At 40.0% G+C, this 24,065-nt stretch carries 25 protein-coding genes and 1 tRNA gene; 12 read left to right on the forward strand and 14 right to left on the reverse strand.

Features of this window, described 5'->3' with window-relative positions:
• Window positions 1-5: 5 nt before the first annotated feature.
• The 6 genes from resB to hemL all read right to left on the reverse strand — a co-directional run bounded on the left by resB (window position 6) and on the right by hemL (window position 6,925).
• Window positions 6-1,367 (reverse strand): cytochrome c biogenesis protein ResB, encoded by a 1,362-nt coding sequence (resB, locus tag ACZ45G_RS13055; protein ID WP_464178760.1) that lies wholly within the window; start codon window positions 1,365-1,367, stop codon window positions 6-8.
• A 20-nt stretch (window positions 1,368-1,387) separates the two neighbouring features.
• Complete coding sequence (gene recD, locus ACZ45G_RS13060) at window positions 1,388-3,124, reverse strand: exodeoxyribonuclease V subunit alpha (protein ID WP_464178763.1); 1,737 nt, start codon at window positions 3,122-3,124, stop codon at window positions 1,388-1,390.
• 148 nt (window positions 3,125-3,272) lie between these two features.
• Window positions 3,273-3,539: a hypothetical protein gene (locus ACZ45G_RS13065; RefSeq protein WP_464178765.1), complete on the reverse strand. Its 267-nt coding sequence runs from the start codon at window positions 3,537-3,539 to the stop codon at window positions 3,273-3,275.
• Between the two features lie 80 nt (window positions 3,540-3,619).
• The gene (locus ACZ45G_RS13070) at window positions 3,620-4,054 is read right to left on the reverse strand and encodes a bacteriohemerythrin (RefSeq protein WP_464178768.1); all 435 of its coding nucleotides are present in this window, start codon (window positions 4,052-4,054) and stop codon (window positions 3,620-3,622) included.
• Window positions 4,055-4,250: 196 nt separating this feature from the next.
• A complete protein-coding gene (gene mpl / locus ACZ45G_RS13075) occupies window positions 4,251-5,642 on the reverse strand; it encodes a UDP-N-acetylmuramate:L-alanyl-gamma-D-glutamyl-meso-diaminopimelate ligase (protein ID WP_464178770.1) in 1,392 nt (463 codons plus the stop codon).
• Window positions 5,642-6,925 carry a glutamate-1-semialdehyde 2,1-aminomutase gene (gene hemL / locus ACZ45G_RS13080; protein WP_464178773.1) on the reverse strand — a complete coding sequence of 428 codons (1,284 nt, stop codon included), beginning with the start codon at window positions 6,923-6,925 and terminating at the stop codon, window positions 5,642-5,644. Before hemL ends, mpl begins: the two co-directional genes overlap by 1 nt.
• A 165-nt stretch (window positions 6,926-7,090) precedes the next feature.
• Between hemL and ACZ45G_RS13085 the strand changes: the two genes are divergently transcribed.
• Window positions 7,091-7,166: transfer RNA gene (locus ACZ45G_RS13085), tRNA-Lys, on the forward strand.
• 621 nt (window positions 7,167-7,787) lie between these two features.
• On the opposite strand, the gene ACZ45G_RS13090 is transcribed toward ACZ45G_RS13085, so the two are convergent.
• Together ACZ45G_RS13090 and ACZ45G_RS13095 are read right to left on the reverse strand one after the other, a co-directional pair.
• A complete protein-coding gene (locus ACZ45G_RS13090; RefSeq protein WP_464178775.1) occupies window positions 7,788-8,204 on the reverse strand; it encodes a secondary thiamine-phosphate synthase enzyme YjbQ in 417 nt (138 codons plus the stop codon).
• Between the two features lie 42 nt (window positions 8,205-8,246).
• Window positions 8,247-9,245, reverse strand: coding sequence for a S66 family peptidase (locus tag ACZ45G_RS13095; protein WP_464178777.1), 999 nt, complete (start codon window positions 9,243-9,245; stop codon window positions 8,247-8,249).
• A gap of 369 nt (window positions 9,246-9,614) precedes the next feature.
• On the opposite strand from ACZ45G_RS13095, the gene ACZ45G_RS13100 reads away from it, so the two are divergent.
• The 8 genes from ACZ45G_RS13100 to ACZ45G_RS13135 all read left to right on the forward strand — a co-directional run bounded on the left by ACZ45G_RS13100 (window position 9,615) and on the right by ACZ45G_RS13135 (window position 15,680).
• Complete coding sequence (locus tag ACZ45G_RS13100; RefSeq protein ID WP_464178778.1) at window positions 9,615-10,166, forward strand: hypothetical protein; 552 nt, start codon at window positions 9,615-9,617, stop codon at window positions 10,164-10,166.
• 12 nt (window positions 10,167-10,178) lie between these two features.
• Complete coding sequence (locus ACZ45G_RS13105; protein ID WP_464178780.1) at window positions 10,179-10,484, forward strand: putative quinol monooxygenase; 306 nt, start codon at window positions 10,179-10,181, stop codon at window positions 10,482-10,484.
• A 58-nt stretch (window positions 10,485-10,542) separates the two neighbouring features.
• Entirely contained in the window at window positions 10,543-11,271 is a 729-nt protein-coding gene (locus ACZ45G_RS13110; protein ID WP_464178782.1) for an L-2-amino-thiazoline-4-carboxylic acid hydrolase, read from the forward strand.
• 44 nt (window positions 11,272-11,315) lie between these two features.
• Entirely contained in the window at window positions 11,316-11,600 is a 285-nt protein-coding gene (locus tag ACZ45G_RS13115; protein ID WP_464178784.1) for an integration host factor subunit alpha, read from the forward strand.
• A gap of 16 nt (window positions 11,601-11,616) precedes the next feature.
• Entirely contained in the window at window positions 11,617-12,072 is a 456-nt protein-coding gene (locus ACZ45G_RS13120; protein ID WP_464178786.1) for a hypothetical protein, read from the forward strand.
• 13 nt (window positions 12,073-12,085) lie between these two features.
• Window positions 12,086-12,310 carry a YheU family protein gene (locus ACZ45G_RS13125; RefSeq protein WP_464178788.1) on the forward strand — a complete coding sequence of 75 codons (225 nt, stop codon included), beginning with the start codon at window positions 12,086-12,088 and terminating at the stop codon, window positions 12,308-12,310.
• A gap of 8 nt (window positions 12,311-12,318) precedes the next feature.
• The gene (locus ACZ45G_RS13130; RefSeq protein ID WP_464178790.1) at window positions 12,319-12,648 is read left to right on the forward strand and encodes a DUF6794 domain-containing protein; all 330 of its coding nucleotides are present in this window, start codon (window positions 12,319-12,321) and stop codon (window positions 12,646-12,648) included.
• 110 nt (window positions 12,649-12,758) lie between these two features.
• Window positions 12,759-15,680 carry a UvrD-helicase domain-containing protein gene (locus ACZ45G_RS13135; RefSeq protein ID WP_464178792.1) on the forward strand — a complete coding sequence of 974 codons (2,922 nt, stop codon included), beginning with the start codon at window positions 12,759-12,761 and terminating at the stop codon, window positions 15,678-15,680.
• A 313-nt stretch (window positions 15,681-15,993) separates the two neighbouring features.
• Here the strand turns inward: ACZ45G_RS13135 and ACZ45G_RS13140 are convergent, their stop codons facing one another.
• Complete coding sequence (locus ACZ45G_RS13140; protein ID WP_464178794.1) at window positions 15,994-16,506, reverse strand: hypothetical protein; 513 nt, start codon at window positions 16,504-16,506, stop codon at window positions 15,994-15,996.
• Window positions 16,507-17,028: 522 nt separating this feature from the next.
• Window positions 17,029-17,301 carry a DUF6812 domain-containing protein gene (locus ACZ45G_RS13145; protein ID WP_464178796.1) on the reverse strand — a complete coding sequence of 91 codons (273 nt, stop codon included), beginning with the start codon at window positions 17,299-17,301 and terminating at the stop codon, window positions 17,029-17,031.
• A 425-nt stretch (window positions 17,302-17,726) separates the two neighbouring features.
• Here ACZ45G_RS13145 and ACZ45G_RS13150 point away from each other — a divergent pair, with 425 nt between their 5' ends.
• Window positions 17,727-18,554: a DNA/RNA non-specific endonuclease gene (locus tag ACZ45G_RS13150; RefSeq protein WP_464178798.1), complete on the forward strand. Its 828-nt coding sequence runs from the start codon at window positions 17,727-17,729 to the stop codon at window positions 18,552-18,554.
• Window positions 18,555-18,605: 51 nt separating this feature from the next.
• On the opposite strand, the gene ACZ45G_RS13155 is transcribed toward ACZ45G_RS13150, so the two are convergent.
• The 4 genes from ACZ45G_RS13155 to xseA all read right to left on the reverse strand — a co-directional run bounded on the left by ACZ45G_RS13155 (window position 18,606) and on the right by xseA (window position 21,712).
• Entirely contained in the window at window positions 18,606-19,664 is a 1,059-nt protein-coding gene (locus ACZ45G_RS13155; RefSeq protein ID WP_464178800.1) for an ADP-ribosylglycohydrolase family protein, read from the reverse strand.
• Window positions 19,665-20,045 (reverse strand): hypothetical protein, encoded by a 381-nt coding sequence (locus ACZ45G_RS13160; protein ID WP_464178802.1) that lies wholly within the window; start codon window positions 20,043-20,045, stop codon window positions 19,665-19,667.
• A 70-nt stretch (window positions 20,046-20,115) separates the two neighbouring features.
• Complete coding sequence (xseB, locus tag ACZ45G_RS13165) at window positions 20,116-20,334, reverse strand: exodeoxyribonuclease VII small subunit (RefSeq protein ID WP_464178804.1); 219 nt, start codon at window positions 20,332-20,334, stop codon at window positions 20,116-20,118.
• Entirely contained in the window at window positions 20,321-21,712 is a 1,392-nt protein-coding gene (xseA, locus tag ACZ45G_RS13170) for an exodeoxyribonuclease VII large subunit (RefSeq protein ID WP_464178806.1), read from the reverse strand. The genes xseB and xseA overlap by 14 nt, the downstream gene beginning before the upstream one ends.
• Before the next feature lie 158 nt (window positions 21,713-21,870).
• Here xseA and ACZ45G_RS13175 point away from each other — a divergent pair, with 158 nt between their 5' ends.
• On the forward strand, window positions 21,871-22,647 hold the full coding sequence (locus ACZ45G_RS13175) for an IclR family transcriptional regulator (protein WP_464178808.1): 777 nt from the start codon (window positions 21,871-21,873) through the stop codon (window positions 22,645-22,647).
• A gap of 23 nt (window positions 22,648-22,670) precedes the next feature.
• Window positions 22,671-24,038, forward strand: a complete 1,368-nt coding sequence (locus tag ACZ45G_RS13180; protein ID WP_464178811.1) for an aminotransferase family protein — start codon at window positions 22,671-22,673, stop codon at window positions 24,036-24,038.
• Window positions 24,039-24,065 lie beyond the last annotated feature (27 nt).

Consider the following 24,065-nt stretch of genomic DNA (forward strand, 5'->3'; position numbering starts at 1 on the left):
GGGCGTTATTTATCCTTTAATAGGGTTACTAATTTCTTAATTTTAAGTGTCATGCCATAGCTGTTTCGGTTGGCTTTCCCTGAAACCAGGACACAAGTTGTGTTCTGATCTGATGTTTTGATTTCAATAAAATAGGATTGATGGGAGACAAAAAAGGTGATCCAGCACCCCAGAATCATCAGGATAAACCCGGCATATACGTACCAGACACCTGGGTCCTTTGTGACCTGAAGACCTGTATAATAACGTTGATCAAATTTTTTTACAACCAAGGAGAACTGACCCTTTCTCATTTTATCAAAGGTGGGAAATTTGGTGGGAAGGGGTATCTGAAATCCCTCCTTGCCGGTTAAGGTTATTTTTCCAAAAAAGGCCTGTCCCAGGTTATGCTCCCTGAATTTAAAATTGGGCAGAACCCCTTGGAATTCAAATATTCCGGCATCCCCGGGCAGCGTTAGCTGCTCTCCAACGGCAAGGCGTTTGGTGAGGCTCTCCTGGGTGGTATTGTTCACGATTTCAAACACCGCACTGTCCGGCGCTGCTGTTCCATAGGAAGACTGAAATATATTAATTCCTTTATATCTCAAGGGCTGGTTTACCCGGATATCCTTGGAAAAGCTTTCCTTTCCCTCTTCAATAATGGCCAGATTGGACCGAAACTCATCCGGGGCACCCGTGTCATAGAAACGAACCTCAAACTCGTTGCACTGGATAGAAAAGGGCAATTGAATGGGTGTTCTGGATTTGGTGGTAAAAATTGTGTCAATCTTGGCACCTTCATCCAGCCGCAGATTTGCTTTAAAACCGAAGACAGCACCGATCAATGCGCCGACCACCAGCAAAATTATACTGGCATGGACCACATAGACCCCCAGGCGACTCCAGCGGCCTCGTTCAGCATACATGACGCCGCCATTTTCGGTTTTTTCGTATAGAACCTTGCCCACCCTTTTAGATAAAATAGCCTGATACTGCGCGGCCAGGGCATTAACTCCTTTTTCAGAGGTAAAGGTCTCCCGGTTTTTCAATTTTTTGAACCGATCCGGGTTAAAGGTGATTCGCTTGGGAAAAATAATTTTCCAGGTCAACGAGAGTCTTTCAATCGAACAGACAATAATATTAATACACAAGATCAGCAGCAGAAAAAGGAACCACCAAGCCTGGTACATATCGTCAAGTTTCAATACCTTGATCAGGTTGTAAAACCCATTCCCGTAGAGATTTACATACTGCGTTGGGGAACCGTTCTGTAGAATTACGGTTCCGATGATGGAAGTGCCTGCCAGGAGCACCAGGGTATAAACGGTTAATCTAACTGAACAAAAAAACAGCCATATTTGCTGGGGTATACTTTCATTTTTTTTCAAATTTTTTTTCCACTAAACATTTATGTGTTACGGCAAAGTCGTTGTTCCAATAAAACAGCAACAGTTGAATTAGGGTCAGGGCTTACGGTCATGGCCTCTTTGATCACATCAAGGGACCCCACAATAATCGCTTTTTTTCTTGCCCGTGTTACCCCGGTATACAATAGTTGCCGTGTAACAATGGGGGATAATTTTTCAGGGATAATGATCAGAACCGAATCAAACTCCGATCCCTGGCTTTTATGGATTGTTATAGCAAAGGCAGTATCATGGGCCAACAGATCCAGGTACCTGTATTGACGCACATTACCGCCGGAATCCTGAAATCCTGCCTTGATAACCTTGTCTTCCTCATAAACAATTCCTGTGTCACCATTAAAAAGTCCCCTTGAATAATCATTTGCACTGATCATCACAATTTTTTTAAAAAACTGGGTCCTTATATCAAAATTAGGGTGGGACCGAAACATCTTTTCACAAAGATGATTAATTTGTAATGTTCCGGTTTCCCCCATATTATGGGCGCAAAGTATCCTGAAGCGATCCAGATTTTCCAGGCTGTTTAAAAGGTCTGCCTGTTCGGTCAAAGGGGTGTATCCCCTGATAATATGTTTTTCCAGGATCTGATCAAGGCCCTCTTGTTTTCGGGTATCTTCAAACTCGATATCCGGGTATTGGGACCCCGATAAAATGGTTTCCATTGAAGTGATATCATTGTGGTTAATGGCCCGGGCCAGGTTCTCAATACCTGTTTTTCCTCTGGACCTGAAATTATAGGTCAGAAAAACCAAATGGTGTTCAAGCCCTTTTACCCGGCAGATGTCCGCAAAGACTGCACCTGCCTGGACCGGAGACAACTGGTCTTTATCCCCCAGAAAAATCACCTTTGCTTCAATGGGAATAGCTTCCAATAGTCTTGTCATTAAAGCGATATCGATCATGGAAGCCTCATCCACTATCACCACATCAACGGGCAAAGGGTTCCCTTGATTATATAAAAAACCGCTTTGTCCCCTTAACGGGCTTAATGCCGAATGAATGGTCCGGCCATTCTCAAGTTTTGAGGCCGCCTTTCCCGTTGGGGCCACAGCAAGGATTCTGGGTTTACAAGTTTTACAAGATTGTGCATATCGATCCAGAAGGGTCTTAATCAGAGTGGTGATATATGTTTTTCCGGTACCCGGACCGCCTGAAATCACCAGGAAATTATGGGCCATTGCTTTTTCAACGGCCTCTTTTTGTTTTTCCACCTGTTCGGTTGTCTGCCCTGAAAAAAGGGGGTCCAGGTATATACGAGTAAAACCTGGATCCATTTGCACAGGGGGTACCCCCACCCTGCAGCACAAATTATGCACCAGACGTTTCTGGAAATCATAATACCGGGACAGATACAGGTTACCAGAATCAAGAACCAGGGGAAACTTATTTTCCGGGTCAAGCTCCCCCTGCCCCCACAAATCTTTGTCTCGACCGACCATGGCAGCCCAGGTTAAGGCTTTTTTCCATTCTTCAAAGGCAGGAAACTGGATACAAGCCTCTTGTTCCGGAATCCTTAGACGGGTGCCTGCCTTTTTTTTAAGATCAATACAAATATGCCCATCAGAGACTGCCTGGGAAGCAAGGGCACAGGAGACAAGGACCAGTGGATTTGTTTCATGGAATGCAGCGGCCATGGTCTTTGCAAAATAATAATCCAGATGGGAAACCAATTGAAGGTCATGCAAGGTGCTAATATCAAGTTTTAATTGCCGTATCATATTTGTTTCCTGAAGGTAAATCTTTGGCTTTTGTACCAGCCTTTTTCAGAAAAATAAAGAATTGTCTTAGGCCCCATGTTTAATACAAATATGGTTCAATACAACATATGAAGGCAATACAAATATGACTTTTCTAAAATTTGATCAATTAAAGAACAACGATGGCACCAGAACCAAATAGTCTTCTTTCTCCGGATACATTTCTCCGGTCCCGGGTCTTGCGTCGATTATTTTTAGAGGACAAACTGACGATAACGCCATCCCGTACATCTTCTCTTCTGTCTAAGTTGGATTTACGTCGATTTTTTTTCTGTTTTCTTGTAACGGTTTTTTTTCGCCTTAAAAATCCACGTATCTCCGAAAGAGAATCGATAGTTTCATTTTGAATCGGTATTATTTTATAGTCAAATACCATAGTGTTTTCCAAAGGATTTAAGGTTATTCTTTTACCCGCAGTATGACTATGGTATCGTCAATTTTGATATACAACTTTAATTATTTCTTATTTTTATCATCGATGTATTGGTGAATTCTCAAGAAGGGTATATAGAGGGAATCTGTTGTCTCAATATGGTGAATGAGCCAATCTCTCAGTTCCACGATCGCCTCAATCGTCAGGTTATTAATATCTTCGGCTATCTCTCTTCTCAGGCTGATAGAACTTCTGATGAATTGGCGATGGGCCTTGGTATGACTGTCAAAATCAGGATATCCTTTTTTTTTTAGGATTCTTTCTTCCCTGGAAAAATAAAGTTTGCCATAGTCATTAATATCAGAAATCAAACCCGCATAGGATTTGGCATCTGCGTTTGTGCTTTTCATATCAATAAGTTCATTAAACATTTCAAACATTTTTTTTTGAAAGTTATCGATTTCTTCTATATCCACACTGTACTTGGGGTCCCACTCAACTTTTGCTATTTCAGTCATCTTTATCTCCTTTTACGGTTTTTCTTATTACCAATCCATAGGGTTCCCAAAACAGCTATGGAAATTACCACAGCGGTAATAATGGTAAATGCTAATCCATTTTTTCCATATCGTGGGTAAATCACAAAGGGAACCAAGTACATATATAAAAACATGTGAAAAATACCAATACCGACAATGCGAATCCATGCGCCTTTCACTCAAGCCTCGCAAGAAGTTTGGCATGGATATTATCAAAGCCACCATTTGACATGATCAAGACAAGGTCATTTTTTCTCAATTGAGGGACCAGATAGTCAAGCACGCTATCGGGTGTCTCAAAATGATAGGCCTCGCCCCCCATCCCGTTGATATCAGCCACCAACTGCTCAGGGGAGAACCGTTGATCTTTGGGAATATTTTTTTTCACACAGGGGTTGCAGATCAAGGTCTTGTCTGCCGCCATAAAGGCCTGGGGATATGTCGCTTGGAAAAAACGGCGCATGCTGGTATTGGTTCTGGGCTCAAACACAGCAATAACCCGCCCATTTTTATAAAAAGGTTTTACTGCCGCCAGGGTTTCCCTGACAGCCGACGGGTGATGGGCAAAATCATCCATAACAGTGATGCCCCGCTTAACCCCCCTGATTTCCTGGCGACGCTTAACCCCGGAAAAGGTGGCAAGGGCTTTTTGCACCAGGGTATCTCGGATGCCTAATTTTCTTGCCACCGCAACACAGGCAAGGGTATTCATTAGATTATGCCGGCCCACAAGCCCTGTTTCAATATCAAAGTGCCTGTCCGGCCCCTGAATCCTGGCCTGGGTTCTGCCGGATCGTTGGCTATGGTCAAAAAATTGCCAGTCACCGCCCTGCCCATAGGTTTCAACTTTTGTTGTGCCTTCAAGTATTTGATTCAGGTTTTCATCTTCCATGCAGGCAATGATATGGCTGGTGGGCGCTATTTTTTGAACAAAAGTAGAAAATATTTCCTTGATATGGTCAATGTCCCTGAAAATATCAGCATGGTCAAATTCCACCCCTGTCATGATGGTGATATGGGGATCATAGTGCATGAACTTTGGGCCTTTATCAAAAAAGGCAGTATCATATTCATCCCCTTCGATAACCATGTAATCGCCTGAGCCGATCTGAAAGCTGGAATTAAAATCCCGTAAAATTCCCCCCACCAAAAAAGAAGGGGACAGCCCTGCAGTTTCAAGCAAATGGGCCATGATGGATGAGGTGGTGGTTTTGCCGTGGGTCCCGGTGACAAGAATAATCTTCTTTCCCTTGGCAATGAACTGATTTACGGCCTGGGGCATGGACAGGTAAGGAATCTTTTGAGCGAGCACCGCTTTGGCTTCAAGATTTTCCCTGGTAACGGCATTGCCAATGATAACAAGATCTGGACCATGGGCCAGGTTTTGGGGGTCAAATCCTGAAAAAAGTTTGATCCCTTTTTCAGCCAGAAAATCACTCATGGGCGGATAAACATTCTGGTCTGACCCGGTTACCTGGTATCCCATTTCCTTTAATATGCAGGCAAGGGTCCCCATTCCGGTTCCGCAGGCGGCAATCAGGTGTATTTTTTTAATCACCCCTTCCATTAAAGATCTGCCATGACAGCTCGGGCCGCCTCAATGGTGGTATCAATATCCTCATTTGTATGGGCTAAAGAAACAAAGCAGGCCTCAAACTGAGAAGGCGCAAGATAGATCCCACGTTTCAGCATCCCCTGATAAAATAAGGCAAACCGGTTTAAATCAGAGGTCTTGGCATCTTCAAAATTATAGACGTCCCTTTCGGTGAAGAAAAAACCTGCCATGGATCCAATGTGTCCTGTCTTCATTGGAATTTTGGCATCATCTGCTGCCCCCTGTAATCCTTTGATCAAGCGATGGGTTTTTTGATCCAGTTCAGCATACACGGCATCATCCTTAAGAACCGTCAAGGTTGCAATGCCGGCAGCCATGGCCAGAGGGTTCCCGGACAGGGTGCCTGCCTGGTAGACAGAACCCACCGGTGCTATCTGATCCATGATCACTCGTTTTCCCCCGTAAGCGCCCACGGGCAGCCCCCCCCCAATGATCTTGCCAAAACAGGAAAGATCCGGTGTGATTTTAAAATATCCCTGAGCAGACCCTTGGGCAACCCGGAATCCAGTCATCACCTCATCAAAGATCAATACAGATCCATGCTTGGTTGTCATCTTCCTCAGGCTTTCAAGGAATCCTTCCTTGGGTTGCACCATGCCCATGTTGCCGGCAACGGCTTCAACAATGACCCCTGCTACCTGGTCTCCCTTTTGAGCCATGAGTCGTTCAAACCCCTCAATGTCATTGTAGGGCAATGACAAGGTGTTTGAAACAACCGCTGCGGGTATTCCCGGGCTTCCCGGAATACCAAGGGTTGCCACCCCGGATCCGGCCGTTACCAGCAAGGTGTCGGCATGGCCGTGATAACATCCGTCAAACTTGATAATAATATCCCGGCCCGTATACCCCCGGGCCAGACGAATGGCGCTCATGGTGGCTTCCGTGCCGGAATTGACCATGCGGATCATATCCACAGAAGGAACCATATCGACCACCAATTGGGCCAATTCGGTTTCAAGGGCAGTGGGGGCGCCAAAGCTGGTCCCGATAGCAAGCACCCTTTCAAGGGCCTTGATGACCTGGGGCGGCCTGTGCCCTAAAATCAGCGGTCCATAGGAAAGAACATAATCAATATAGGTATTTCCATCCACATCATAGATGTGGCTTTTGTCTCCTCGCTCAATAAAAACAGGTTTTCCGCCCACAGAGCCGCAGGCCCGGACAGGAGAGTTCACCCCTCCTGGAATAAGTTTTTTAGCCGCATTATACAGTGCATTTGATTTAGACGTTTCCATATGATTTTTCCTTCTATATTTGTATTCTGATATGATTCCCTAAAAGTATTGAATATACCAGACCTGTCTTTAAAGGGTCAACTGGTTTATTGACCCAAGCAGAAAAAGACAAAAAAACATTGACATCCTGATGGATCACTGCTATTTTCGCGACGTTAAATTAATGGGCCGTTAGCTCAACTGGTAGAGCAACTGACTCTTAATCAGTAGGTCCCGGGTTCGACTCCCTGACGGCCCACCATTAATTACAAGGCTCTTAACGATATTCGTTAAGAGCCTTGTTGTTTATTGTGACTCTGGTACACCTCTGGTACATCCTTTTCCGGCACTATATGACATCCCCAGCAGCCTCTTGGATTCTTTATAAAATATAGTTGCCCACTTTTTCCACAGGGTAACAGATTTTTTTTATTCATCCGTATCCGCTTGTCAATAGAGGTTTCCAGGCAATTATTGTTTACAGCGGTACGCTGGCTTAATAACCCCCGATTGCTTCCAGCAGCATATGCCTGAGTATGCACCCCGTAAGGGCGTTTTGATTTATCCGATTTTCCATCAAGGTGCTAATTTTCTTGATTTTGGAATAGAAGCGCAAGACCTACAACTTAAAATGTATGACCGTTGTAGCCATTTTTGGTGGTAAGAGTTGAACTCGTTGCTGTTCAATAATATCAAGGGATTCAGAGGTGGCGACCATCATTTTTGCCATTAAAAATCATCTTTTTTGTTCCCTACCCTTCTTCTTCATTTATAGGATTAAATCCGAAACAAGAAAAAACTGATGAGATTAGAGCTTGATTTATTATAAATGGTGTCTCATTTCTATTGACACATTCCGGATGAGGAATGACAAAAAAAGATTTTATTCTCCAATTATTTTAACAAGAACACGCTTTTTTCTTCTTCCGTCAAATTCACCATAAAAAATCTGTTCCCATGTACCGAAATCAAGCTTTCCTTCCGTGATTGCAACAACACTTTCTCTACCCATGATCTGTCGTTTCATATGGGCATCTGCATTGTCTTCTCCAACGTTATGTTTGTATTGAGAAACTGGAGCATGAGGCGCTAATTTTTCAAGCCATAGATCATAATCATGGTGCAGTCCTGATTCATCATCATTAATAAATACAGAGGCTGTGATATGCATTGCGTTTATAAGTACAAGTCCTTCAGTTATACCGCTTTTATTAATGCACTCTTGAATATCAGGTGTGATATTGATGAATGCCCTTCTTGTTGGAATCTCAAACCATAGTTCTTTTCTGTATGTTTTCATAAAATTTCATTCCATATTTTGTTAATAATCATATTCAATTTATCATTCAATCCATGGTTCCAAAATACTTATAGTTTTTTCCGTTGCATCAAGCCTGATTCTTTTGCCCAAGGGCACTGTAAAACAGGGGTGGGTGTGGCAACAGTCAAATTCTCCAAGAATCGGTATATCTATTTCTCCTGCAATTTCCATCAAAAGGTCATGAGGCCTTTTACCTGTTTTCTGGTCATCATATTGTTCATGCTTACCCAAAATTATCCCGCCGATATTTTCAAAATAATTATGAGCTTTTAAAAGGGAGAATAACCGTTCCACATAGGCCGCTGTTTTTGTTGTATCCTCAATAAATAAAATGGTGTTTTTATCTACAGGAGGCATATATTCAGTGCCCAGGATTGTACTCATGGCATTCAATGTTCCGCCCAAGATCCTTCCTTCTGCCTGCCCTTTATTTATGGTTAACCATTTATTTGTGTTACAGGTCTTATCCTTTGTTTTTTCCGCCCAGTTTATAAAATCATCAGTCCAATAATCCGGCATTGTATAGGTGTATGGAAGAGAATAGCTTTTTAAAAGCATATCCTCAAAATAGGCCCAGGTCATGTCCAGAAAAGGGGAGAATTCTCCAAAGGAGTGGATCAGAGCTGGGCCATAAAATGTTGTAATGCCGGTTTTAGCGTAAAGTGCCAGCAAAATTGAGGTAACATCAGAATGACCAATGATGATCTTGGGATTTTGTTTAAATGCATTATAATCGATATAAGGTATCAACGAATTTGAATTAATCCCGCCAATGGTGGAAATGATGCAGTCAACATTGGGATTAGAAATCAGTTCATTGAGCTCATTTGCTCTTTGCTTGGCATTACCTGACCGATACCCATCCTTTTTGCCGGTCAAGTTTCCCGGTAAAAGTTTGAATCCTTTGCTTTCAAGAAATGTCTTTGCCCTTTCAAATCTTTTCGGGGCTGTAACTGTGCCTGGAGAAGAGGGTGAAAAAAACGCTATGGTATCCCCTTTTTTAAGCGGTTTAAATAGCATGTTTATTCCTTTTTAATAAGGATTTCTTGAAAATTGATTCCTATCGTTTCTTTTTCTCCCTTGGGTTTATCAATACCATATAGACTGTCAAAATCAAAGGACTAAGCCCAATCGATAATTCCGTTTGAGATCCCTGTTATGACCCCTGTCGGGCTTACTGCCTGCTGTCTTAACTTTTCCAATCCTTGCCCCAGCAAAAATCTTAAAAAGCATCTTTAATAACAGGCAGATTTCAAAAAAAATAGGAGCATCGGTGGACTCCCAAATCCAAGTCCTTGACAACATTCCACAAATAACAATACATACAATGAAAACAATTATTCATATTTCATAATGTTATTAGGATTTTCAAATTAAAGGAATTGGTGGATGAAAAAAATCATTGGTGGATCGATAGCAGTTATCCTCGGATTATTCTGTTTTTCAGCATTCTTCTCAGCCTTTTTTAATCTTATGGCCATTGTAATATCTTTAATACTATTAATAGCTGGATGCCTGACAATTTATCTTAAGCATGAGTCAGCAAAAGACACTGGTGTAACAACCTGCTGTAATAATCCCGGCATTACAGACACGCCTTCACCAACTGTACCTCTCGAAACGGTGTCTTCAACGGTCGAACCAAAACAAGCAGAACCAATTGAAACGGAGATCAACGAAGTCAAAATTGTAGAAACCAAGTCAGAGAAAACGGAATCGGTAGAAACGAAGTCTTTTGAAAATGATATTGAAAAAAACATTCCGGGTACCTTTCCTGATGACACTCCAAAATTATTGGGCAATACAGGCACTCTTGTTTTTCATAATTTTGATTGTAAATTTGCAAAAAGCAAAAAATGCACTGCTGCTTTTAACACCAATGAAGAAGCAATTCAGGAAGGTTATAAGCCTTGCGGAACATGTAAACCTCAACAGGAATAAGGAAATTATAAAATGATAAATGTGATTGCATCAATACAAATCAAAGAAGGTCAGTTATCAGAATTTATTGAAATTTTCAAATCTAATGTTCCCAATGTTATTGAAGAGAAAGGATGTATAGAGTATGTGCCAACGGTTGACGTACCGACAGGATTACCCCCTCAGGAATTGAATAGTAATATTGTTACAATTATAGAGAAGTGGGATGATTTGGATGATTTGCAGGCACACATATCAGCACCACATATGCTTGCTTATAAAGAAAAAGTTAAGAATCTCATTGAAAAAATGTCTTTGAAAATACTGAAAGAAGCATAAACTTTGGTGACAATCTGATAATTATAAGAGCAAAATGATCTTTAAAATAGGACATAAAATGTCACGAACCAATGGTGATAATATATTTACAGCACAACATCATGCTCTACTTTTTACAAGCATTTCAAAGGTAGTCATTAACAAAATCGGTGAAGAAAATGGTGGAAAATTAATACGTAAGGCTGTTAAAAAATATGGCCAGCAACGTGGTAAAAGGATGGCACTTCGAGCCAGGAATAATGGCCATGATTTATCCGTTGCTAATTATTTTGCCTATGGAGAATGGGAATTACCAAAAGGTGAGATGGATTTTAAACTGATCGAAAAAAAACCTGACGCCCGTTTAAATATTTTCAAATGTCCATGGTACGCTGTCTGGAAGGAAAATAACCTTTTAGAATATGGAAAATATTTTTGTAAAGAAGTTGATACAGCTCTTGTTAAAGGCTTTAACCCAGCTCTTGAAATAAAGGTTAATTCAACTCAAACCAATGGGGAAGAACTCTGTGATTTCGTTTTCAAAGATGCAGAGATCACTTTCTTTAAACTGCTCAATTTGGTTTATAAAAAAAAAATTAAACCAGGAGCATCCGCTATTATGCCTTGGGAATATCATGCTGGTCATCTGTTCAAAACAGTTGGAGAAGTCATCAAACATGAATTGGGGACTGCGGCAGATGAAATAATGGAAAACGCTTTGACTGATTTTGTTAAATTTTCTTCAAAAGGCCATATTGAAATAATTAAAAAATATTTGGACATGGATTTTGATAAATTGCCACAATAGATCATTAATCACCAGATCTCAACCCGAAATAGGAGCACCACCCCTTGTCAGCACTAACTAAACAAACAATTATTGAAAAAGTCTCAGAAGAAATTAATCAGTCGCCTCCCCAGGCAAAAGACACAATTGAAATTCTCCTTGAAATCATGAAATCTACCTTGGCATCCGGAGAAGATGTTATGATATCAGGATTTGGTAAATTCCAGGTCAATGACAAAGCACCACGGAAGGGAAGGAATCCGGCTACTGGTCGGGAAATGATGTTGGATGGGAGGAGAACTGTTACGTTTAAATGTGCTGGGATTTTGCGGGATCGGATTAACCAATAAATTTTTAAGGATGCACATGAATACAAAAAGACCAACTCCTAAAGATTTTGACAGTTCCAAATTTCATGACAAATTTGAAAACCTTCATAAAAATATGGGAAATTTAGAAATTGAGCGCCAAACAGAATTCCTCGTACCATACATACTCGAAAAATACGAAGGTTTTGAAAAAGTTGAAAAAGGTCCAGATTTTAAAGGATCAGCGTTTGATTTCTTGGGCTTTAAAAATGAAATTCCTTTTATAATCGAGTATAAAGGGTCTCTGAATAATTTCAACACACCAGGGGAAACACAAAAACGTAGACTTCAAGAAATATTAGGACAATTTGATTGTTTGGAAATAGTTCTGCTTCAAGTCAACATTAAAAAATCTCAATACCGTATTTTTTATACTGACGAAATGGAGATTCTTTTTCAGGGAGATAAAGCACCTCTTGAACCTATTATTAACTGGTTAAAAGATCGAATTTAGTATCCCTTTTAAAATGACAGCCCTTAAAGTTCCATACGACCAATTAAGTCCAGAAGCACTGCATGGTGTTATCGAAGAATTTGTCACCAGAGGTGGCACTGACTATGGAAAAGTTGAAATACCCCTGGAAACAAAAATTGCCCAGGCTCTTGCCCAGCTTAAATCTGGAATAGCTGTTATCGTTTTTGACCAGCGATCTGAAACCTGTACTGTTTTGAAAAGTGATGAAATGGATTGAGGTGCTAAATGGATGACAATAAAAATAAACCCACGACCATAGCAGAAGCCGTGAACAGATTATTGTCGGATCTTCCCTTTGAATCCAAGAATCAGATCCAGAATTCCAGTGAAAACGGTTTAATCAATTTCCATTTGGGTCTTGGTGTTGGTATCCGAAATGAATTCGGTCTGTGGAATGAAGACTCTAAATTGCTTGAGGATTGTAAAAGATCTTCTGGAAATCCAAATCTTCATGTCGATGATACTTCCGGGATAATTATTAAGGCCCTATGGAAAAGACTGCAGGAATATCCACCACCGAAATTGGTTCGGGATAAAGATCAATACGGATATTGATTCGAACCTGAAACTCAAGATTGTGCTGGCAATATCCATGATAGCGGGATACACTTCCTTTTTCATTCGTTCTTTCATTTTTATTATATTCTCAGATTCTAAGGTAAAATATGATTGATATCCCTATTAGCTGGTTCTACCGTCTCTTTACATTCCAATGGAATCATAAAGCTAAAATTGTTGAATACTCGGTTCAATCTGAATCAGATACCGTGAATTACACAAATGTAACGGCCAGGCCAAAGATGGACAAAGGCTTTTTCTGGACTGACATTGTTTTCCCCTCTTCTACAAACGGTAAATTCAAAGTTTCTGGCATAAAGAATGGAGATGCCCAATCGATTTTTGATTCAATCACCAACGGCATTCAAGATTTCCATCGACAGGAGCTTTTACCATATTGCAGACTAATCCCTGAAAGCTATCATGCTTTTAAGACCAGTTTTAATGGGAAATACGTCAGACACAGCACAATTGAAAGCTGGAAACGAAAAAGTGCAGATATCTATCAAAAGCTTAATAATGAATTTGCGTTGCAAAGTCTCCCAGATGACGAGAGTAAAAGAGTTAAAAAATACCTTTATCTGGTCTCCGAAGCCCACTCCCTTCGGGAGGGTCAAAATCAGAAGTTCATAACTCAAGAACTCCAAAAGTATAGAAACTATTTTGATACAGTAGAAAACAACCCGCTGACAGAAAACCAGCGGATGGCATGTGTTGTCAATGAAGATAACAATCTTGTGTTGGCCGGGGCTGGTTCCGGGAAAACATCGGTAATAATCGCAAAGACAGGCTACCTTATTCAATCTGGCCTGGCCCAACCGCATGAAACCCTGATCTTGGCATATGGTAGAAAGGCAAGCAAGGAAACCAATGAGAGGATCAAGGAAAAGCTGCCAAACATTGAAGGCGTTAAAACCAGTACATTTCATAAATTAGGGCTGGACATCATCGGTAATGCAACCGGTAAAAAGCCAAGGGTCAGCAAACTTCAGGAAGATGCCTCTGAATTCGATGCTTTAATCAACCGCATAATTACGGAACTGACACAGAGAGATTTTGCATACAATCAACGGATCATAGATTATTTTATCACCCATTTGATTCCCCATAAAAGTGAATTTGATTATACGGAACAAGGAGAGTATTTCGCTGCCCTGAAAGAGGGAGACATCCGGTCCCTTAAATCGAGACTCCAATGGGAAGAAAAGAGAACTGGGAGAGTTTCTCTAAAACAGGAGCAATTGAAAAGTTTTGAAGAAGTTGTTATTGCTGATTTTCTGTTCGTGAATGGCATCGAATACCAATATGAAGCTCCTTATAAATATGATACTGCATCCGCAGATAAGACTCAGTACCAACCTGATTTCTATCTGCCGGAATATGACATTTATATTGAGCATTTTGGGATTAACAGAAACGGGAAAACAGCACCATTTGTTGATGAATTTGTTTATCAACAGAGCATAGACTGGAAAAGGGACCTTCACAGAGAAAAAGGGACCTCTCTTGTTGAAACCTACAGCTATGAAATGCAGGAAGGTACGCTCACGGACCTGCTACACACAAAACTTGAGAATAAAGGGGTTCAGTTCTCCCCTATGTCATTTGAAGATATTCTGGCATTATTGCATAAGATAGGAGAAGAGAAGAAAGCCACTCAGCTCACCAAGCTCATTGTCAATTTTTTGGATCTGTACAAGCAGTCCGGATACACACTTGAAACGGTAAGAGAAAAAGCCAACCAACACAAAGAAAAAATCCGTTGTCACGCTTTCTTAGATATCTTTGAGCCTATTCTGGATGAATATACTGCGGAACTTAATCGCACAAATAGTGTGGATTTCAGTGACATGATCCGGAAAGCAACCGATTGTGTTCGGTCAGGGGAATATAAACACAGTTTTAAATTCATTCTTGTAGATGAGTTTCAGGATATATCTGCCATTCGAGCAGATTTGGTAAAATCTCTTGTCGATCATGGGGATGATACGGTTTTGGCATGTGTAGGCGATGACTGGCAGAGCATCTATCGGTTCAGTGGATCTGATATCAATTACACTGGAAAGTTCGAAAAGCATTTTGGCCACACGGAAAAGGTCCTGTTGGATAAAACGTTCCGGTTCAATGATAAAATCAATGCCTTTTCAAAAACGTTTATCACAGAAAACCCGGCACAGCTCAAAAAAGCCATAACTGCCTATAAAAATATTTCCGGAAATGGAATTACGCTGGTGGGGTATTACCAGGATAAAAGCAAAGCCGTACAACAATGCCTGGAGCAGATACGGAGGATGCATCCCGATCCGGCAACCGTGTATATCCTTGGCCGGTATGGATTTACAAAACCAGATCATTTTGAAACCCTTAAAACTCAGTATATAGAATATACAATTCAATTTGATACGGTCCATGGGAGTAAGGGCAAGGAAGCCGATTTCGTCATTGTGCTGGATGTCAACGATGCTAAGTATGGGTTCCCATCGAGGATAAATGATGATCCTTTATTAAAATTGGTTTTACCGCCAGAAGAACCTTATAAATATGCTGAAGAGCGAAGGCTCTTCTATGTGGCGCTTACGAGGACCAAGAATCACACTTTTGTTTTGTATGACGTTGATGCTCAGTCGGCTTTCATAAAAGAAATTATTGAGAATAAAACCAAATACCACTTTGATGAGTTTTTAACAAAAGGGGCTGAGTCATCGCCACCTGACTATGGTAGTTGCCCCGTTTGTAAAACAGGGAAAATTACCATGCGTGTTATGCCTGATGGACAATTTTTCTTTGGCTGTGGTAATTATCCTTTTTGTAACTATAAGCCCATTACATGTAACGCTTGTAATAAAGCTCCCATGGTTAAAGAGGGTTCATCTTATCACTGTAAAAATCCGGAATGCGATCATACAGCCAAAGCTTGCAAAAATTGTTCGGATGGGATCATGGTTGAACGAAATGGTAAATATGGCAAGTTCCTTGGTTGTTCCAACTATGGAAGGACAGAGTGCCGGTATACAGAAAAATTATACTGAGTTTTATCAAAAGTATCGAACACCCCTTGAATAAAGGGCTTAACCCCTCAATACCTCAATCATAGACAATATAGTCGCCCTCGGCATTTGAATTTTCCAATTTTAAAATTGGAGTTTTTTCCGTCCAAAATGCTTATGCTTAAAACAGTATTCATGATACTTTGAAGCCCGGTTAAGGTAATGAATTGGATACTTAATCTTGAGTGCAAACAGTGGCATGATTTTTATATATTATAAAAAACACTGAGGGGAAGGCCGTTTATTAAGGTTGACAAGAAATAAAGTTTAATGTGGGGCTGGACGAAGTCAGCAATTACTGTGATGGCAATTGGAGTTGTGCAACATTAGCAGCAAACTGCAATAAAAAGCCTATCAACAACACCAAAAACCCGATCACTCCGGATTTTCCCTCTCTGGTACTTAACTCCAATTTTAACAATCCAATTGCCGAATATTTAAAAACTCTCACTGTTAATTCAGCAACGACTAAACTAAGGAGTCCTGCTGTAAGACCACCAACCAGAGCACACAGTGGAATTACCCACCAACCATTAATAGCTTCATTTACTTCTTCTAATTTAAAATAAAAAAACGATGCAACTGCAAACGCAGTTGCTCCGCTTGGCAACGTCGCAACAATGCCCTCAATACTAATAGGCTTGGGGGGGTGATCTTTTTCAAACTCGAAGCTCTTGTGCCTCAAAGCCGTTATTATTCCCGCCCACCTGCTCACTCTATCCAGCCCTATAGACTCAATAGCTAATATAAATGCAGCCACGATTTCTAATGTTAGACCAAACAAGTTTAAGTACACCGTCCACTGCACTCTTGTTGCTTTCCTTATTTCACATAACCAGTAAATGTGTTGTTCCGTTTATCATGTAACTTTGAATGATCTCCGACCAGATAAGTTAAAAATCTGGATTAAGAATGCTTTATCAATATTTCAGATACCTGTAAAGAAATTTCAAAAAATCAATTTTAGCGAAAATATAATTTATTTAGAAGCGATCTAACAAAATAACTTTTATTGGAGATACACTTTCCAACAGTTTAAATCCTGAAAAATATTTTCCCTGTATCTACCAGGATGTGATGTATATTTTTAAAGAGTTGAATATGGAGAATGGCGGGGGATGCTATCCTTAGCTCATATGGAATTAAAACTCAGAGAATAATAAAGGAGGGCTTTAAATCGACTTTTTTTTATGGAGAAATATAAAAAGCTTTTGACATTTTTTATCAGAATTATTAATCTTTTACAGCCACAGGGTATAGAGAATTGGCTTTCATCCCTGATTCCGGATTCTCTTGGCTTTAAGGGCCAGCCCTGTGGTCAACATCTTCCTTACTTCTGATCCTCCTCAGGCGACGCCCAAATGATATGATTTGTATTCACAAAAAGAGTTTTATATTTAACAGGATTATCCAAATCAGATTGATGAATGGTTGCATTTGATAAAACCAAAAATGGCTCTCTCCCACTCGCAACAAGGTCACTCAATCTGTCATATGGTGGATCTCTATTGAGATTGATCTGTCCGTTGACCTGAGATCCATTAATGAGTTGAATCCTGATTATACGGTCTTTAGTCTCTTTGTATGGTATGTTTTTATCCATATTATACCTCCATGATAAAGGTTGGTTTTAAAGGTGAGCTTGAAGAAGAGCGCAGGCAGGAAGGGAGCTTGTAAATAAAGATGTGAATTTTAAAACCTTATTTGTGAAAATATTCGTCGATGGTATCATTAATTAGATATAAAAAAAATCTTTTGAATGATAATATTTATTTTGGTATCTCCCACCTTAATCAAAGGCAGTGAAAAAAATGAACAATTCAAATATTACAGAACCGATAGTCCCACCAATGCAAAATTATCCAAACCTGAAATCCTATTATTGCCCGCATTGCGATAGATTCCTTTTCAAAGGAAATGTTCAAAAATTGAATATGGTGTGTCATTATTGTCAGAAAATGATAAGCGCTGATGAGAAGGATCTGGTTAAACCTGAAACTGAATGAGTTCAAATTATTGGAGCCTTCAATGCAAAAATTTATCCTATTTGCGATAATTCTGTTATTCAATATCACGCCCATATATGCCAACGACATCCCCAATATCCACCGCACCCAACTATTCACATACGGCGGCTTACCAGTTGCCCAAAATGTAAGATCTGATTTCAAAATCCTTGTCAATACAGGATATGCTGTTGGTTATTCTGAAAAACTAAAGAATCCATTGTGGGCGGTATATCGATTGGGGAACAAAAAAACTGAATCGATCCAGGAATGGGAACGCCCCTGGATCTTTTATGTTGATACCAGAACTGATTCGAAGGTAACCCATGAAGATTATACAAGCTCTGGATATGATCGAGGGCATATGATCCCAAACTTTGCAATGATGGAACAGTATGGACAAATGGCGCAGCTTGAAACCTATTTAATGTCAAATATCTGTCCACAGACCCCAGCATTAAACAGGGGGATCTGGAAGAGTCTGGAAGGTAAAATCAGGGATGAAATTTCCCAAGATGATACAACGAACAAACAGATCCATAGTGTTTATGTCATAACCGGTCCCATATTTAAAAAGAATCCACCAGAGAAATTAGAATCTGGCGTTGCTATCCCTGATGAATTTTATAAAATAATTGCATTCAAAAAAGGATATTTGAGCACCTTAAAAGCTGTCTCATTCATTTTTCCTCAAGAACCCGGGACCAATGATTTCATGGATTATGTGACAACTATTGATGAAATTGAGAAACTGACTGGATTAGAGTTTTTTTCTGAGTTGACTGTCAGGAAGCAGAGGAATTTGGAAAGCAAGAAACGGAGATTAAATTTGGAGGAGATCGGTGATTAAATAAGTATCTCTGTCATGATTTGAATCAATTTCTCTTTCTGCTAAATTTGTTCATCCGAATTGATCAAACAGATCGCCAGCAGTCTCTTCAATTAGCTCTTTTAGTTCAAGGTTTATAACCCAATTTTTAGGGAGAATATCAAGACCATACAATGCACCCAAAATATTCCCAGTAATGGAACCAGTCGAATCACTATCGCCTGAATGATTAACTGAAAGCAAAACCCCTTTTTTAAAATCATCGCCGGCAACCAATGCACAATAAATACTGATAGCCAAAGCTTCTTCTGCCACCCATCCTGCTCCAATATCTTCTATGACACCAGGTCCAGGAGTTGTTTTACCCATCATCCCCATTGCTTTATCAATTGTCTCTAATGTTTCTCTATTATTTTTCTCATTTTTCAAAATCCTAATAGATTCATCAATTGCATATACAAGAGAGCCTCCTGAAAGAATCATGGAAATTAGAGCAGCCAAAACCCCGGAGCTCAGATAACCAGTAGGATGACCGTGTGTAATCGCTGCACATTCACAACCAATTTGAAATGCTTTTTCAGCATCATTGTAGGCGAGTCCGACTGGTGCAATTCTCATGACACCGCCGCAACCTTTGCTGTCATTAATGGGGCTTTCAATAGTCCCCATTCTTCCAGAATTCAAAGCAGACAAACAGCTATTCCCTGGCGCTCTTAATGAAAAAAGTTCTTTATAGCCTGTTAATACTCCATCCACAATTGAACAGGTCCCATGATTTTGAATAAGAGTATCTTGACGATTTGTTTCTTGGGTATATAACCATCTTAAAAGAGCATGGTAAACAGCAGTTATTATCCCTTTATCCCCCTGATATTCCTGTCTGACTTTTGATAAAATCAAACCTTCGGCTGTGAATAAAGTCATTTGAGTATCATCGGTAATGGAACCTCTTCGACCATATGCTTCTGAATAATCAGTCAGTCCAGGATGCCCGAAGATAGATCGGATTTGATCAATCGACATGAATTCAATTGGTGCACCCAACGCATCTCCAATTGCTCCACCAATTATACAACCTTTGAAATGTTCAATTGTTCGTTTATTTTTGGAAGACATAATACTTATTTCCATTTAAAGGTCCCTATCAAACCGAGTCTGGGGATCTATCTCTTTTGTGTCGGATCGTTTCTGTTTATTGCGTTCTTGTTTCTCAAAGTAACCTCCGACAATTGGCAAGAATGGAAGATATAAGAGCGATTTTTTAAAAGAGATAATAATGGCTTCTACAAAAAGGCAATCACCTTCGGCGAACGCTTCAGCCGACTCTTTGGCTAACCAAAGAGAGTATAAAACAAGAAGAGCGAATATTATCATCGGAATTGCTTGAATTGTTCTGTGAACTTCAAGCCCTTTTTCGCTCAGGAATACCCACAAGAATGGCAACCCTTTCATCATGGGTATTAACACTAATATAAACAAAAACATATAAACTATTTGCATAAGGAATTTCATTTCATAACCTTTCAGTTTTGAGTTATCAATTACAGATTCAAAGGGGGTTTAAACATATCTTTGCAGAGGTTCAGGTTTCTTGATCCTCTAATTCTTTAAAAGCATCTTTAACTTCAGTTTCAACGGCCTTCAATTTTTTATCAAGCTCCTTGATTAATCTGGCACCTAATTTTACATCCTCGGCCAGTTCATCAATAGGCGTTTCTGATCTATCAAGCCGGTTTAATATTTCATCCAGTTTTTCAGATTTTTGTTCGTAGGTCATCTTTGAGATATCAATTTCGTTCATTTGTCTTCACCTCTATTGTTTCTATGATACTGGTCAGTCGTCCGTCACCTAATTGAGTTATTATCGTTTCGTTCTGGGAAATCTCCGAAACAGATTTAAGGAGTTTGCCGGCCTTATTGTAAATTAGAGAGAATCCCCTTTCTAAACTTGTCTTTGGGTCATATGCTTTCAGTGTTGATTTTTTAATGCGGAGGGCAGCTCGTTCATTTTTAAGCTGGACCAGAATTTTATCTTTACTGAACCGGTATTTAAAATATCCGATATCCCGTCTATATTCTTTGATTCTGTTTTCTGGCAAAGACACAATCCTGCTTTTCGAAACAGAGACCATACCCTTTTCGGTTGCCAGGCGAGTATTCACCTTGACCGCCAATTGATTGGCCTTGCTTTTCAAATCACTTTTCAGGATATCAATCAGCTTTCGAGTGCCTTCCCGAATACCTGTCTTTGATTCAGAGACCCAAGCCCTTTCCCCTTCAAACCGATAATCCCAGGTTGATTTGAGTCTGTTTCTGGATTCATTAAGATGACGATCCATTTCAATGAATCTTGCAACCAACTCTTCAGAAACAGCCGTTGGTGTCTTGAAAGACCGGTTTCCAACGTAATCGAGCACACTCGTATCAATCTCATGGCCTATGCCTGTCCAAACGGGCATTTTATGGCTTGCAATGGCTCTGGCAATATTTTCATTATCAAGGGAGAATAAATCGGTTTTACTTCCACCGCCCCTGATAATTACCACAAGGTCAATATTAAGCTTTTCCAACACACTTAATGCCTGGAGAACTGAAGTCTCGGTTTGAGGCCCCTGCATATTGGAATCTGCCACAATGATTTCAAAACCAAATTTAGAGCTTTGAAGGGTTTTAACAAAATCATTGTAAGCGGCGCTCCCCTGGCTTGTTATCAAACCTATTTTTTGGGGAAGCATTGGGACCCTTCTTCCTCTGTTTTTCTCGAATAGGCCCTCTTTTGCAAGTTGATCTAAGATCTCTCGTTTCTTTAATTCCAATTCCCCCAGGGCAAATGCTGGATCTGCATCCTCAACTTTTAGAGACAACCCATATTGAGGGTTGTATTGGATGGCGCATTGAAAGCCAACTGAGGTCCCATCATCAAGTTTTAGCGACAGATTTTGATCTTGAAACTTATTTCTAATTCTTGATAAATCCCGGGACCAGATCGTGCAACTCAATTTGGCCAGAATTTTTCCATTAGAATCGGTCTCAACCAGGTTGCAGTAGAAAGACCCACCTCTTTCCCTCCCGGAGGATATCTCGGCTTTCAGCCAAAAGGATTTACCCACTGCCGGCTGCAGGTAATGCTGCACTCGTTTGGTAATATCTGTTAAATTGAAAAATTTTTTATCAGCCATAAGTATGAACACATATCATATATCTTCCATTTTCTAATCATTTTTTAACAGGCATATGCTGACTGTTTTTTATTTTCTCTTGACAGCAAGAAACTGAAGAACTAATAATTAACTATAATCGTAAAGCATTTACTATTATAGTAAACAAGGCCATTCAAATGACGAAAGCGAAATCTCATTATTTTTCTACAACTCTTGAAAAGGGACTACGGATACTAAGTCTTTTTAATCAAGATCGCATGGAATGCACCCAGTCAGAAGTTTCAAAGCTAACAAATATAAATATGACCTCTACTTACAGGTTTGTGAATACCTTTGTTGAACTGGGATTTTTAAATAAAAATCCAGAAACGAAAATTCTTAAACTCGGGCCGAAAGCCATTTCCATGGGACATGGCTTTCTAAGGGGCTTTGACTTAGTTCAAATGATCAAACCAATAGTAGATGAAGTATGTGATAACTATAGACTAAACATAGATACGGCTCTTCTGGATTCTGATTCTCTTCTTATCATATATAGAAAAGAAACAAACAATGCATTACCCTATCAACTTCCGACGATAATTAAAAATCTTAACAGCACTGCTCTTGGAAAAGCTGTTCTTGCATTTCTTCCAAAAAAAGAAATGGATGAAATCGTCAATGAGTTACCATTTGAGCATAAAACCAGTAGAACGATCCTTGATAAAGAAAAACTTTACCAGGAATTAAAAACAATAAAGGAACGGGGATATTCTTTAAACAACGAGGAATTTGTTCCAGGCTTAATAGCACTCGGAGCACCTTTAATAAATATAAATACAAAAAAAGCTGCAGGCGCTATTTGTTTTGATTTTCTGGCCAGCCAACATTCGCAGGAAGAAATAGAGAAAAAATATTCCGAGATCATCATGGATCTCGCTAAAAGGATATCGCAGATATTACCGACCATGTAAATTATTGAACAGGAGGAATAACAATGGAAACAAACATCTCAAATGATTTATCCAATGTTTTTCATTTTTTCCTGAACCGGGAATATATTTCCATTGCCAATGCAAAGGGTATTTATCTTTATGATGATAAAGGGAATGAATATATTGATGCTTCAGGCGGCCCAATCTTGTGCAACCTTGGTCACGGAATTGATGAGATGGCAAATGTCATCGGAACTCAGGCGAAGAAGCTCTCCTATGTCCATCGCATTGATTTTACGAATCCTCCTCTTGAAGAAGCAGCTAAAAAGGTTTGTAAGGCTTCTGATTATGCTATGGAGAAAGTTTTTTTCGTTTCAGGTGGTACTGAAGCCGTAGAAATTGGTGTGAAAATTGCCAGGAAATATCATCTTGATAATGGCAAACCATTTAAAACCCGTGTGATCTCAAGATGGCAAAGTTATCATGGTAGCACAGCAGGAGCCCTCGCCTGGACAGGCAGTACAAGCCGAAGATCCGATTTTTTACCATATCTCCATGATTTTACTCATATACCACCCGCTTATTGTTACCGGTGCTGGTTTAATAAAACACCAGATACCTGCAACCTGGAATGTGCAAATGCGCTTGAAAATGAAATCATGTGCCTTGGGCCTGACAATGTATCTGTTTTTCTTGCTGAGCCTATTTCAGGCATGTCTCTTTGCGGAGTTGTTCCTAAAAAAGGGTATTTTGAACGTATTAGAGAAATTTGCGACAAATTTGATGTTCTGTTAATGTTTGATGAAGTAATGACCGGAATGGGTCGGACTGGAAAGATGTTTGCATATGAGCACTTTGATGTTGTTCCTGATATTTTGGCCCTTGGTAAGGGGCTTGGAGGAGGTTATTTTCCGATAGGAGCTGTTGCTGTTCCAGGTTACATACATAAAAAAATTGCTGATAATTCCGGTATGTTTGGTGCAGGTCACTCCTGGGGCGGCAATCCCCTTGGATGTGCTGTTGTGTCAAAAACCATTGATTATCTATATGAGCATGACCTTATTGCCCAATGCGAAAAAATGGGTGAATACCTTGATCATAAGCTTCAAGATTTATATTCCCATCCAATGGTCGGCAATATCAGGGGAAAAGGACTGATGAGGGGGATTGAATTCGTTGAAAACAAGAAAACCAAAAAAACCCTTGATCCGAAATATGCATTTTCAGCCCGTTTGGCAGCAGAATGCCTTAAGCGAGGGATGTTTATCGAATATTCGGGTGGATGTGATAGAGGGCAGTCTGGAGATATGATCATGTTCGGCCCTCCGTTTATAATCAATGAAACCCAGATAGATAAAGCTATTGAGATCCTAAACCAAGCCCTTGGTGAGGATTTGTTATCCCATAGCAGTGATGTTTTAACCTTTTAATTTTTTTAATAAAATGAGGAGAAAAGC

This window comes from Desulfoconvexum algidum (assembly GCF_055382125.1).

What these genes read in the sequence shown, in the direction of transcription:
- recD (WP_464178763.1), bottom strand. Translation starts at nt 3,124, where the DNA reads ATGATACGGCAATTAAAACTTGATATTAGCACCTTGCATGACCTTCAA.
- ACZ45G_RS13065 (WP_464178765.1), bottom strand. Translation starts at nt 3,539, where the DNA reads ATGGTATTTGACTATAAAATAATACCGATTCAAAATGAAACTATCGAT.
- ACZ45G_RS13070 (WP_464178768.1), bottom strand. Translation starts at nt 4,054, where the DNA reads ATGACTGAAATAGCAAAAGTTGAGTGGGACCCCAAGTACAGTGTGGAT.
- mpl (WP_464178770.1), bottom strand. Translation starts at nt 5,642, where the DNA reads ATGGAAGGGGTGATTAAAAAAATACACCTGATTGCCGCCTGCGGAACC.
- hemL (WP_464178773.1), bottom strand. Translation starts at nt 6,925, where the DNA reads ATGGAAACGTCTAAATCAAATGCACTGTATAATGCGGCTAAAAAACTT.
- ACZ45G_RS13090 (WP_464178775.1), bottom strand. Translation starts at nt 8,204, where the DNA reads ATGAAAACATACAGAAAAGAACTATGGTTTGAGATTCCAACAAGAAGG.
- ACZ45G_RS13095 (WP_464178777.1), bottom strand. Translation starts at nt 9,245, where the DNA reads ATGCTATTTAAACCGCTTAAAAAAGGGGATACCATAGCGTTTTTTTCA.
- ACZ45G_RS13100 (WP_464178778.1), top strand. Translation starts at nt 9,615, where the DNA reads ATGAAAAAAATCATTGGTGGATCGATAGCAGTTATCCTCGGATTATTC.
- ACZ45G_RS13105 (WP_464178780.1), top strand. Translation starts at nt 10,179, where the DNA reads ATGATAAATGTGATTGCATCAATACAAATCAAAGAAGGTCAGTTATCA.
- ACZ45G_RS13110 (WP_464178782.1), top strand. Translation starts at nt 10,543, where the DNA reads ATGTCACGAACCAATGGTGATAATATATTTACAGCACAACATCATGCT.
- ACZ45G_RS13120 (WP_464178786.1), top strand. Translation starts at nt 11,617, where the DNA reads ATGAATACAAAAAGACCAACTCCTAAAGATTTTGACAGTTCCAAATTT.
- ACZ45G_RS13125 (WP_464178788.1), top strand. Translation starts at nt 12,086, where the DNA reads ATGACAGCCCTTAAAGTTCCATACGACCAATTAAGTCCAGAAGCACTG.
- ACZ45G_RS13130 (WP_464178790.1), top strand. Translation starts at nt 12,319, where the DNA reads ATGGATGACAATAAAAATAAACCCACGACCATAGCAGAAGCCGTGAAC.
- ACZ45G_RS13135 (WP_464178792.1), top strand. Translation starts at nt 12,759, where the DNA reads ATGATTGATATCCCTATTAGCTGGTTCTACCGTCTCTTTACATTCCAA.
- ACZ45G_RS13145 (WP_464178796.1), bottom strand. Translation starts at nt 17,301, where the DNA reads ATGGATAAAAACATACCATACAAAGAGACTAAAGACCGTATAATCAGG.
- ACZ45G_RS13150 (WP_464178798.1), top strand. Translation starts at nt 17,727, where the DNA reads ATGCAAAAATTTATCCTATTTGCGATAATTCTGTTATTCAATATCACG.
- ACZ45G_RS13155 (WP_464178800.1), bottom strand. Translation starts at nt 19,664, where the DNA reads ATGGAAATAAGTATTATGTCTTCCAAAAATAAACGAACAATTGAACAT.
- ACZ45G_RS13160 (WP_464178802.1), bottom strand. Translation starts at nt 20,045, where the DNA reads ATGAAATTCCTTATGCAAATAGTTTATATGTTTTTGTTTATATTAGTG.
- xseB (WP_464178804.1), bottom strand. Translation starts at nt 20,334, where the DNA reads ATGAACGAAATTGATATCTCAAAGATGACCTACGAACAAAAATCTGAA.
- xseA (WP_464178806.1), bottom strand. Translation starts at nt 21,712, where the DNA reads ATGGCTGATAAAAAATTTTTCAATTTAACAGATATTACCAAACGAGTG.
- ACZ45G_RS13175 (WP_464178808.1), top strand. Translation starts at nt 21,871, where the DNA reads ATGACGAAAGCGAAATCTCATTATTTTTCTACAACTCTTGAAAAGGGA.
- ACZ45G_RS13180 (WP_464178811.1), top strand. Translation starts at nt 22,671, where the DNA reads ATGGAAACAAACATCTCAAATGATTTATCCAATGTTTTTCATTTTTTC.